This is a genomic window from Microcoleus vaginatus PCC 9802 (assembly GCA_022701275.1).
GTDB classification, from domain to species: Bacteria; Cyanobacteriota; Cyanobacteriia; order Cyanobacteriales; family Microcoleaceae; genus Microcoleus; species Microcoleus vaginatus_A.
In genome coordinates this window covers 5468258-5479885 of the sequence record CP031740.1, presented here as the reverse complement: position 1 = coordinate 5479885, position 11628 = coordinate 5468258, and the positions used below count along the sequence as shown (strand labels likewise).

The 11628-nt window shown below is 44.0% G+C and carries 6 protein-coding genes; all 6 read right to left on the bottom strand.

Annotated elements, in window-relative coordinates:
- Positions 1 to 88: 88 nt before the first annotated feature.
- The 6 genes from D0A34_22595 to D0A34_22570 all read right to left on the bottom strand — a co-directional run bounded on the left by D0A34_22595 (position 89) and on the right by D0A34_22570 (position 11442).
- Complete coding sequence (locus D0A34_22595; protein ID UNU22420.1) at positions 89 to 397, bottom strand: P-II family nitrogen regulator; 309 nt, start codon at positions 395 to 397, stop codon at positions 89 to 91.
- 4 nt (positions 398 to 401) lie between these two features.
- Positions 402 to 1373, bottom strand: a complete 972-nt coding sequence (locus tag D0A34_22590) for a sodium-dependent bicarbonate transport family permease (GenBank protein ID UNU21259.1) — start codon at positions 1371 to 1373, stop codon at positions 402 to 404.
- Positions 1374 to 1573: 200 nt separating this feature from the next.
- Complete coding sequence (locus tag D0A34_22585; GenBank protein UNU21258.1) at positions 1574 to 2308, bottom strand: glutathione peroxidase; 735 nt, start codon at positions 2306 to 2308, stop codon at positions 1574 to 1576.
- A gap of 250 nt (positions 2309 to 2558) precedes the next feature.
- Positions 2559 to 4418: a tetratricopeptide repeat protein gene (locus D0A34_22580; protein UNU21257.1), complete on the bottom strand. Its 1860-nt coding sequence runs from the start codon at positions 4416 to 4418 to the stop codon at positions 2559 to 2561.
- Positions 4411 to 8502 (bottom strand): tetratricopeptide repeat protein, encoded by a 4092-nt coding sequence (locus tag D0A34_22575; GenBank protein ID UNU21256.1) that lies wholly within the window; start codon positions 8500 to 8502, stop codon positions 4411 to 4413. The genes D0A34_22580 and D0A34_22575 overlap by 8 nt, the downstream gene beginning before the upstream one ends.
- Positions 8503 to 8526: 24 nt before the next feature.
- A complete protein-coding gene (locus D0A34_22570; GenBank protein ID UNU21255.1) occupies positions 8527 to 11442 on the bottom strand; it encodes a tetratricopeptide repeat protein in 2916 nt (971 codons plus the stop codon).
- Positions 11443 to 11628 lie beyond the last annotated feature (186 nt).

Below are 11628 nucleotides of genomic sequence, written 5' to 3'. Positions count from 1 at the left end.
TGCCGTGTCCTTACACATATGGCGTACAATCTATATGCAGCTCTACTTTTGGGAAGCGGTATAATCACCAATCACTAAGGACTAATGACTACCCGACGCACCTAGTAATTAGCAATTCCACCGCATCGGAAATAAAACACGACCCACCAAATTTATTGAGCACTGGTCTAATGTTTTCTGCAACTGCTGATACTTGAGCTGGTGAACAAAAAGCAAGCACATAAATGTTATCCAGTGCCGTCATTGATGAACCACGAGAAACGTGATCCCTGGTGCTTTTTCCAGCGACATCACGAATCACCGAATAACCGGGTACGCCAGCTTTGTCTAAACCGTCTAAAATCTTGCCTAGTTCCACTGAGTGGGCTATGATTTCTACTCTTTTGACTGACTCCATCATCTCACCTCCAAAACATATTGATTCCGTATAGATACATGGGGATGCCTACAATGATATTAAAGGGAAATGTCACTGCTAAGGCAGTTGAAATGTAAAGGCTTGGATTCGCTTCGGGAACAGTTAGGCGCATGGCTGCTGGTACTGCTATATAAGAAGCACTCGCGCACAATACGGCAAACAGCAAAGTGTCTCCCTGTGGCATTCCGATTAATTTCGCTATTAGCAAAGCAATTACTGCGTTGACTATCGGAATTAGGATTGCAAAGCCGATCAGAAAAATTCCTGCTTCTTGCAAATCTTTAATTCTGCTAGCAGCAACCAGCCCCATGTCTAGCAAGAAAAAAGTCAAAACTCCGTAAAATAAGTCTTGAGTAAACGGACTCATAACTTCCCAACCATGTTCTCCTGTCAGTATTCCCATAATTAGGCTGCCAATCAGCAGAAAAACTGAACTGTTTAAGAATGCTTCTTGTAGCACTTCTGGCCAAACTATTTCGCGTTTTCCTTCTTCCCCGCCAAATACACTGACTAGAATGAGACCGACTATAATTGCTGGGGATTCCATTAATGCTAGCGCGGCTACCATGTAACCGTCAAAGTCGATCCCCTGTGCTGTGAGGAAGGAGGTTGCGGTGATAAATGTGACGGCGCTGATGGAACCATAGGTAGCTGCGATCGCGGCGGCATTGTAGGAGTCGAGTTTGATTCTCAGTATGAAAAAAGTATAAATTGGTACTAGCATTGACATCAGCATCGCTGCCAAAATTGTCAGGGCGACTTGCTGGTCAATTCCGCTTCTGGACAGTTCGACGCCGCCTTTAAATCCGATCGCAAACAGCAGGTACAGCGAAAACAGTTTGGGGATGGGCGCTGGAATTTCTAAATCAGATTTGAGAAAAATTGCCAGCATTCCCATGAAAAAAGCTAATATTGGGGGATTTAAGATATTTGACGCTACTAAACTCAAATCCACGATAGGTAACTCCCATTTCTTGCGTTTTTGATATTACTTCCCCAGTAATTGTGGCACGAGAATGGATCAATAGACCGATCAAACTTTGGACGCGAAAGCTCGATCGGGCTAAATACCGCTAAATACGGCAAAGGCGCACAGTACGCACCCTACAACGAAGGTTTGCACTGGGCACCTGCAGGCTAAGTATTTTGGTTTAACTAAGCAACTGCCAAATAAGACTCTAGGGCTTCGGAACCACCGATCAACTTGCCGTCGATAAATACTTGCGGCACAGTTGTAGCCCCAGTCATAGCCCGGAGCGATTTGGTTGTGATCTCCCGACCCAAGACGATTTCTTCATAATCCAAGCCCTTTTGACTCAGCATTCCCTTAGCCTTAGCGCAGAAGGGACAGCCCATTTTTGTAAACAGCGAAATTAGCTTCGGCTTGGTTGCTGCGGAGTTGATGTAGTTGAGCATGGTGTCGGCATCGGACACTTTGAAAGGGTCTCCTGGTTCCTGTGGCTCAATAAACATTTTTTCAACCACGCCATCTTTTACCAGCATCGAATAACGCCAAGACCGCTTCCCAAAGCCTAAATCTGTTTTGTCTACCAGCATTCCCATGCCTTGGGTAAATTCGCCGTTACCGTCGGGAATTAACGTCAGATTGTCTGATTCTTGGTTTTTTGCCCATTCGTTCATCACAAAGGTGTCGTTGACGGAAATACAAACGATATCATCTACGCCGTTTTCTTTGAAAACTTTGGCCAATTCGTTGTAACCGGGGAGGTGTGTTGACGAACAAGTGGGAGTAAAAGCTCCCGGCAGCGAGAAGACTACTACGGTTTTACCTGCAAATATATCATCCGTGGTGACATCGACCCACTCATTGTCTTTGCGAGTGCGAAAGGTGACTTTGGGTACTCTTTGACCTTCTTGGTTCGTCAGCATGATTTTAAATTCTTGGGTACTTGGGTTCAATTCCTTTGCTTACTTTAGCGTACTCATAACGAGTATGACTTGTCAAGGGTAGGCGGGTTTTTTTTAGTCAGTTGTCAGTTGACGGTTCTCAGTTAGCTGGTGAGTGTTGACGGTTCTCAGTTGACTGTGGTGAGCTTTCCAGTCAACACTCAACAGCTTTCCAGTCAACAGTCAACAGCTAACCATGCCCAATGCCCAATGCCCAATGCCCAATGCCCAATTACCAATCAAACTTGGTCCCCAAATACTCCTCTAGCTGCTGATTGTAAGGTCGAAAATAATCCCTCAACCAATCCCGAACCGATTGATTGACCGGCTGGTAAGAACCGGGATTAGCATTTTGGTAGTCAGACAATTGATATTCTGGCAAATCTAAGAATTCTAAAACTTGCTTGACTGTTGTCGCCGCATCTGCATAAAAATCTTCGCTTTTCAAAATTAACAACTGTTCTTGGGGAAAGAAAGCCCGCCAGTTTTTTATAAATTCTATGTACCTACCGCGAGCTAAATAATTTCCTGGTTCCTCGCCTATGATGTATTCTGGATTTTGACTCAATCGTTCAATTTCATCGCTAATTACTCGATCGAGCGATCGCGCTTCCCAATTTAAGCCCGTCAAGCGGTAAAATTGAGAAATCGCCCGATCGACCGGATTTCGCAAAAGTACAATCAGTTTAGCCTCTGGAAACAGGCTGTAGAGACGTTCCGGTGCTTCCCGAGAATCAAAATAGCTGGGACTTGCTTCACCAGTCAAAAATTGCTCTCCCGGAGGCATTGGCGGAAAATGAGCCAAATACCAATCAATCCCTCTCTCAAAGTGCCACGAGAAAAAATCCATCTCCTTTTTAATCGGAGTCAAAATTTGCGGGTGTTGGGCTAAATAAGTATAAAGAGAAGTGGTGCCGCACCGCTGAGAACCAATAATTATAAAGTTAGGAAATTGGACTGGTTTTAAGTTCCAATTTTGTAGAACAGGCATCTTGCCTGTATCTGCTTGTAGAACAGGCATCTTGCCTGTTCTATTACTTATAATAGATGCAAAACTTTGTTTAAAACTGACAGTTCGATAAAACTCAATCGCCTCGGGAATTTTACCTTGCCTCGTCAAAGCTTCTCCCAAATTCAGATAAGGCCAAAAAGCCTCCGGTTTAGCTGCAACAACTTCGCGGCACAAGTTCTCAACTTCATCTAGCTTGTTTTGCCTAACAAAAACTTCCCACAAATTGTAATAAAACCACCAAGGAAGATCGGGATTTATTTCTATTGCTTGGAAAAAGGCCGCCGCGGCTTCCTCCCAATATTTTTGGTGGCTCAAAACCGCACCTAAATTGTAATAAGACCAGCAATCATCTGGTTTTTGGGCGACAGTTGCGCGAGATGAGGCTAATGCGCGCTCCTCTTCGAGGGCAACGCTTACGCACTTTTCTTGGTGCTGCAACAACTCCTCTAATTCCGCTGACCGTTCTGCACAACTCGACCTATTTGTCAATAGCCATTTGTAAAAAATAATTGCGCTTTTTGGGCGATCGTACTTGGCTAAATTCTTTCCTAACTGCAAATAAAACTCCCAATTTTCCGGTGTAATTTGCAATTGAGATTGTTCTAACACTAAATTTAAATCCGACTCTGTTTGTCCGAGAGCATATCCCAACTTATCGTAAATTCCCGGCAAATTTCCGTCAATTTCAATAGCTTTTAAATACATAGGGATAGCTTCATCCCACTGCTTTATTTTAGTTAAAGCGTCACCTAAATTGCAAAAAGACCAAGCAAAATCCGAATTGAGTGCAATCTCGCAGCGGTAAGCAGCAGCAGCTTCTTCCCATTGCCGAAGTTTCAGCAAAGCATCGCCCAAATTGTGATAAGACCATGAAAAATCGGGATTTAACTCAACCGCTTTTTTGTAAGCAGCGACAGCTTCCTCGCATTTTTCAAGTTTCAGCAAAACATCGCCCAAACTGTGATAAGACCAAGAAAAATTTGGATTTAATTCAATAGCTTTTTTGTAAGCAGCAACAGCCTCATCAAAGCGACCGATTTCTTGCAGAGAATTACCCAAATTGTGGTAGTCATTATCCATGCAAAACTCCTGCCATAGCTAGTAATTTTTCCAGCGAGTTCAAATCCAACTGCATATCTTTATGTAAAGGTTTGGTCTGAGCTCCATCATCAACCAAATCACCAATTAAATAGTAATGTTCCAAACCGCACAAATTGCTAATCATCCAATAACAATGCGGCACGTAAAGGGGAGAAAAAATCTCAATTACCTTAGTTCCCGGACTGCAAAAAACTAGATTTGTCAGCCCCCCTCCGTGGGGTGCGACAACTACTTTAGCAGCAGCCAAACACGATGCTTGTTCCGCTATCGACATCGTTTCCAACTTGACACTGCGGAACCCTAATTTTTCTAAGTATTTAATTACCTCTTCATCATTGACGATTCGCCGATAGGATGCTTGTTGTCGGCTGATATAAATGCGCTCTGAATAGTCTGTATTTATTGGCGGTTGTTCATTTAAAAATGTCTGTTTGAGATATTCACACTTCCATTTAGAAACCGCCCCCGATCCGTCATAAGATATTGACGGAACTATTAATTTATCGGCGGTAATGTGTAAATTACAGCGACTTTCTAAAAGTTTATCTTGAGAAATTCCTAAAGTATCTAAAGTTTCTGCTTGATAGGAAGAATCCGAGGCATTGACAACAAACTTATCTATAGTTTCTATAAATCCGCTCCGCTGTAAAAGGTCAAATCGCGTAATCACATCAAACATCCAATGAAAATAAGCTGCTCCACCCCAGCGAGCAGATAAAAAAGCTACATTTCCATCGACGTGTTCAGCGGGAGGCAATTTGTCGGAAGTGATTACCAATTCCGCACAACCCATTGAAATATCAGCAACAAGTTTATTGTCTGAAGTAATCACGGCGGTAGTCACAACATCTGCCCAAGCTCGTCCGTTTGGCAAGACGGCAACAAAAGCTTTTCTGGAATGACTTTGATGTTCCCAAAATCTGCGGCTGCTGTCGATTGTTTTGGAATCAGATAAATTGATTTGACTCGCAGGATGGATGTCAATGCAGGTGAGGTTAGGATTTGATTCTGCTGCAACGGTCAAATCTTCTGTAAACGCACAGTATTTTTCGAGAATACTTAAGGGTAAATTTTGATTACTGCATTTTGCCCGATCGCTCTCATCGCCTTCTCCTTGTTGTTCCAGAGCATAACCTATATTATCGTAAGCTTCAAACAAATCGGGTTTAATTTGCAGGGCTTGAACTAAATTAGTGATTGCAGGTTCCCACTGCTGTTTTGCAATTAAACTCAAACCCAATCCTTCGTAACACCAACAAGATTTTGGATCGAGATTGATACCTTTTTCGTAAATGGCGATCGCCCTTTCCAATTCCCCTTGATTCCGCAGTGCATCACCCAACTTTTTGTACAGCCAACTATGCTCATGTTCTAGCTCAATAGCACGACCAAAAGCAACTGCTGCTTCGGGCCAATTTTCTTGGAATTCCAGAACTTCCCCCAAACTATTGTACAACCAACAATCATCAGGATTTAATTCAATAGCTTTGCGGTAAGCCTCCGTCGCGTCCTCCCAATTTTCCAGTGCAACCCAAGCCTTACCTAATCTCTCGTAAGACCAACAAAAATCGGGATTTAGTTCAACTAACTTGCGGTAAGCAACAGCAGCTTCCTCCCACTCAGAAAGCTCCATCAGCACATCGCCTAAATTGTTGTAAGTCCAACAAAAATCGGGATTTAACTCAATAGCTTTGCGGTAAGCAGCAGTGGCTTCGTCGTATTCCTCAAGCGCCTGTAAAGTTTCCCCCAAAAAGTGGTAAGCCCAACTAAAATTAGGGTTTAGTTCGATCGCCCGTTGGTAAGCGGCCCGAGCTTCGTCAAACAGTTCTTTCTCTTGCAGAGCTTTACCCAACTTGTGGTAAGTTAAGTAGTTGCCCGACTTAATTTTAATAGCTGTTTGATAGCGGGCGCTCGCCTCATCCAAATAACCCGTATTGGCCGCAATATCCCCTAACTTTTCCCAACCCAGAGACAACAGAGTTTGCTCTTCGCCCAAACTTTGATTGCCAATTTTTTTGACAATCAGTTGATAGCCTTTATGTACAACTTCTAACTGGCTTCCAAACATCTCCAAAAAAACATCTATCCCAATTTTAGTATCGTGCTCCGGGCTGTCGGGAAACGTAAACTCGTAATCATCAAAAATCATCAACCCCCCAACTTTCACTAACCTCCAAGATAAAATCGCATCTTGCAGAGCACTGGTGGGTTTATGACAGCCGTCAATGTAAGCAACCTCGTAATATTCCGAAGCCAAATTAATTAACAACTCTTGAGAGTAACCTTCTAATTCAATTACCCGCTCTGCTGCTCCCGTTTTAACAATATTGCCCTTAAAATGTTCTTGGAAATACAAATCAATACAAGTAATCTTTGCCGTCGGATGAGTTAAAATATTATCCAGCAGCCAGCAAGCCGACATTCCTTGAAAACTGCCGATTTCCACTACTTGAAATTCCGGAATTCCGGTAAATTCATGCAAATGCCGTTGCCAAATAGGAATATTGTGGGTAAACCAATCTTGGGTAAATTGATAATCTTTCGCTGCACACTCAGGCCAACCCCTCAATTCGCTCGCTTTTTGGTGGCAAATAATTGCTTCTTCTAATTCCCCTAATTGCGGTAAAATATTTCCTAAATCGTTGTAAGGCTTAGAATTGGTCGGCTCGATTTCTATTTGGTGGCGGTAAGCGGCAATTTGTGCGTATAACTCCTGTTGTTTCGCCCGCACCTTATCCAGTTGGGCGACAACTTCCGCAGCATTGGGTTCAATTTGCAGTGCCATGCTATAAAATACGATCGCACCTTCCAACTGCTTCTGTTTTGCTAAACTATTTCCTAAATTTATATAAAACTCCGCTCCATCTAACTCAATTCCCAGCAAGTTCTGGTAAATTTTCCCGCTTGCAAGTACCTCAATAGCTTGACAGTAAGTTGCGATTGTGCTGTCTAAACCCGATTCGCTGCGCTTCCGCAAAACATATCCCAACCTCTGATTGATTCCCGTCAAATTCGGCTCAATCTGAACCGCGTGCAGGAAAGCAGCCACAGCTTCATCCCAGGATTTTTCGCAGGTGAAGGCAATTCCCAAATTGACATAAAACCAAGGAATATTTGGATTTATTTCAATAGCTTTGCGGTAGCAACTAATAGCTTCCTGCCACATTTGTTTTTGAGCAAAAGCGTCCCCTAAGCAATTGTATGCCCAGTAGGAATTATCATTAATTTCCAGAGTCTGACGGTAACATTTAATGGCTGCATCAAAGTCGCGTTTTTGCGCGAAAACATTACCTAAACCCACGTAAGCACGAGCGTAGTTGGGATTGAGTTCGAGGCTTTTGTTGTAACAGGCGATCGCCCGATCGAATTCTCCTCGCTCCGCCCAAGTTTTACCCAAACTGTGGTAAGATTCAAACGAATTTGGATTGATGGCAATAGCTTGTCGGTAATTGGCGATCGCCTCATCCCATCGCTTTTGGCCAATCAGCATTTCCCCCAAATTGTGATAAGCTTTTGCCAGGGTTGGGTTTAACTTAATTGCCCGCGAATAACACTCAATAGCGCGATCGAACTTTCCCAATTCAACCAAACTATTTCCCAGAGTTACGTGCTCCTCAGCAGTTGCCCAATTCGGGTCTATATTAAAAGCTTGATACCAACAGTCTGCCGCCTCTTCTTGCTTCTCCAACTGCGTCCAAACTCTCGCCAACTGCCGATAAGCAGCAGCAAAATTCGGTGCTAGCGAAATTGCTTTTTCACAATTAGCGATCGCCTTTCCCCACTGTTTCCCCTGAGAATACAAAATGCCGAGATTAGCATAAACTTCCGGCAAATTTGGATTACGATCAATTGCCGCTTCATACCACTGCTTAGCTTGCTCGATTTCACCTCGAACCTGCATCACCTTTCCCAGCGTCTGGCAAGCTGCCGCCAAATTCGGTTCAATTTTCAACGCTGACTCGCAAGCAGCAACTGCCTCATTCAACTTTCCTTCGGCTAAATAAACTTCTGCTTGCCGACTCAAATCAACCGCTGCCTTTTCCATCTTCTCAATCGAGGGCATAATTAAACTTGCTCCAGACACCAACTAACCCAAACCCACCACCTCAACCATCTTTTTCAGCGAACTCAAGTTCACTAAAATATCTTCAGTCAGCGAATTCTGATACATCAACTGTCTAATAGGATAGCATTCAAAAGCCTCGCCCGTTAAAAAGTAATGTTCCAACTGCAAATATTGACTGATTCCCCAGTAATAATGGCTGATATAGTGAGGCGACACCAACTCAATTACTTTAGTTCCCTGGCTACAAAAAATTGTATTTGTCAAGCCACTACCGTGGGCAGCCACTATCACCTCAGCGTGGTAAAAATGAGCAATTTGCTCTGCCAAAGACAGGGACTCAGGTAAAATAGAAACAAAGCCAAACTTCTCCAAAACCTCAACCACATCTTCCTCATTCAAAACTCGTCGATATCTTGCTTTGCTGCGGCTGATATAAATGCGTTTTGGATAGCTCGAACTAGGTAGAATTCCCTTGAGAAACTCCCGCCTCAAAAAATCCATCCCCCACCCAGAAGGCCAGCCCAAATATCCCGCAAAAGAAGGTACAATCAACTCGGTTGCTTGTATGTGAGGCAAGCGATCGCTCTCCAAGACTTTTTCTTCAGGAATGCCCAAAATTCTCAGACTTTCCCGCTGAAATTGGTGCTGACAACTATTCACCAAAAACCAATCAATTTCCGCCAAATCCCTACCGCTGTGCCGCAGCAATTCTATCCTCGGCAAAACATCAACCATCCAGTGAAAATAGACATTTCCCGACAAACCCGAAAGCACGGCCACCCTGCCGTCAATTTGCTTGAGAGACGGGAAGGATTCTAACTTAAACACGCTGTGTTTTCTAACATCATGCTTTTCGCATCCAGGTAAAAACCCCGGATAATCTCTCGACACATCAGCCAACAAATAATTGTCAGGAGTAATTACAGCTATCGCCTTGCAAATCAGCCAATAATTTTCCTGCGGAACACTCCAAACTCGCCCGTTGGGAATTGCGGCCACAAAAGTCTTTGGCTGCGCCACAGGTATCGGTTGCGAGTTGGACAAACGGCAAACTCCCCAACCCAAATGCACAGGATCGAACCACTTAGAAAGTCGCTGCAAACACAGCCCGCAAGTTAAGCCGGCACACTCGGAATTTGCCAATTTGGAATTGGCGATCGCAAATTGGGAATTCGGAATATTTTCTGCACTTGCTTTTTGTGGAGATTTCCAAAATAATTCCACATAATTATCAGCATCCAAATTAGCATTAACCAGCCAATCCCAACTCGATAAATAAATTCCGTGAGGAGGTTTTAGAGAATTGTGAGCGGGCGAGATAAAACTCTCTTTTTTCCACTGTTTCTGCTCCCCATACCCGTGTACTTGCAGATCTAAAACCTTTTGATAATAATCAATCGCCCGTTCCCAGCGCCCCTGTTTTTCCAGCAGTTTTGCCAACTCAAAATAAACCTGGGGTAAAGCAGGTTGAATCGTCAAAGCCATGCGGTAAACTGCAATTGCTGCACTGAACCGCTTTTCCTGAGCTAAGGAATTTCCCAGCCGCCAGTAAATCTCTGCATTCTGTGGCTGAATTTGCAAAGCTTTTTGATAATAAGCGGCGGCAGATTCATGTCCGCCGTACTCTGTTAAAGCATTTCCCAAATGCAAGTAAATTTCGGCTAAATTATCGCAAATTTCAGCAATTGGTAATTGGGCATTGGGCATTGGGCATGGGGCATTGGGCATGGATAATTTTTCCTGCTTCCCTCTTCCCTGTTGTGGAGAATTTATCGGTGTATCCGTGTCAAAATCCGTGTCGTGCCTTCCCTCGGACTTCTTCCCTGTTCTTTCAACATCAGACTCATGCTCGATAATTAATCCGTGTATCCCTGTCAAAATTGGTGTGGTGTCTTCTCTGTTCCTTCCAGTTAGTGCTGTGAGAAATCGATCGCACGCAGCGATCGCCCTTGACAATTCATCATCTTCTACCGCCGCAACTCTGCGACTGTCTCCCAAGCGGCAGTAAGCCTCAACAAAATCAGGCTTCAGAGCTATTGCCCGCTCAAAATAAGGCATGGCTTCAGCAATTTTGCCCAAAACCATCAAAGAAAACCCGGCGTCTGTATAGCCCGAAATATAGTCGGAATTGATCTCGATCGCGCGATCGAAACAAGCAACCGCCGCCGAATGTTCCCCCTGTAATTGCCACGCTTTCCCCAAATTGTAGTGAGCCAAAACCATGTCCGGCTCCAACTCAATAGCTGTGAGGTAAGATGCGATCGCCCTTTCCGGACTTTTGTCCAGCAAGGCTTGACCCAAATTATTGTGCAGTGTCGCCCAATCCGGCTTAATCTCCATCGCCCGCTGGTAAACCTCGATCGCCTCAGCAGCCCGATCGTCCTTGAGCAAAATCACACCCAGATTGCTGTAAGCTTCCACGTAATCCGGCTTCAGAGCAATCACCTGTCGGTAGGTATCCATTGCCGCTTCGAGCTGACTATTTTCATCTAAAACCACAGCCAGATTGTAGAAAGCATCCAGATAATCCGGTTTTTTGGCGATCGCATTTCGGTAACAGTCGATCGCCCCCAACAAATTACCCTGCTTGTGAAAAATATTTCCCAAGTTATAATGAACTTCCGCCCAATCTGGTTTCAAATCCAGAGCTTGTCGGTAGTGAAAAACCGCCTCATCCAGCCACGAATAGTCGCTGTAAAGTTGACCCAAATAAGCATGAGCCAGAAAAAACTGCGGCGAAATCTCCAAAGCTTGCACAAAAGCGTCTCTTGCCGCCGTCGGATCGCCTTGAGCTTCGAGAATTTCGCCTAAAGTCGTGTAAGCCGAGGGCGAAAACGGTTGAAGTTCGATCGCCCTTTTGCAACAATCGATCGCCTCAGTTAACTTACCCCGGTTCAAATAAATTTGCGCTTGCCGGATATATTCTTCAGTGCTCATTGCTAGCCAGCAGTTGCGGTTTCTTTACCGCTTCAGTAAAACCTAGAAATTCTAATTTAAAAACTTTGTATTTATATTTTGCCTGATCGGGCGATCAATTAATTTTATCAATAACTGTCGATCGATTTTTTTTAACTGCCCCTGCTTCAGTTCCTGCATTGAATATTTCAACCTCACCCCGCTTGT

What these genes read in the sequence shown, in the direction of transcription:
- D0A34_22595 (UNU22420.1), bottom strand. Translation starts at nt 397, where the DNA reads ATGGAGTCAGTCAAAAGAGTAGAAATCATAGCCCACTCAGTGGAACTA.
- D0A34_22585 (UNU21258.1), bottom strand. Translation starts at nt 2,308, where the DNA reads ATGCTGACGAACCAAGAAGGTCAAAGAGTACCCAAAGTCACCTTTCGC.
- D0A34_22580 (UNU21257.1), bottom strand. Translation starts at nt 4,418, where the DNA reads ATGGATAATGACTACCACAATTTGGGTAATTCTCTGCAAGAAATCGGT.
- D0A34_22575 (UNU21256.1), bottom strand. Translation starts at nt 8,502, where the DNA reads ATGCCCTCGATTGAGAAGATGGAAAAGGCAGCGGTTGATTTGAGTCGG.
- D0A34_22570 (UNU21255.1), bottom strand. Translation starts at nt 11,442, where the DNA reads ATGAGCACTGAAGAATATATCCGGCAAGCGCAAATTTATTTGAACCGG.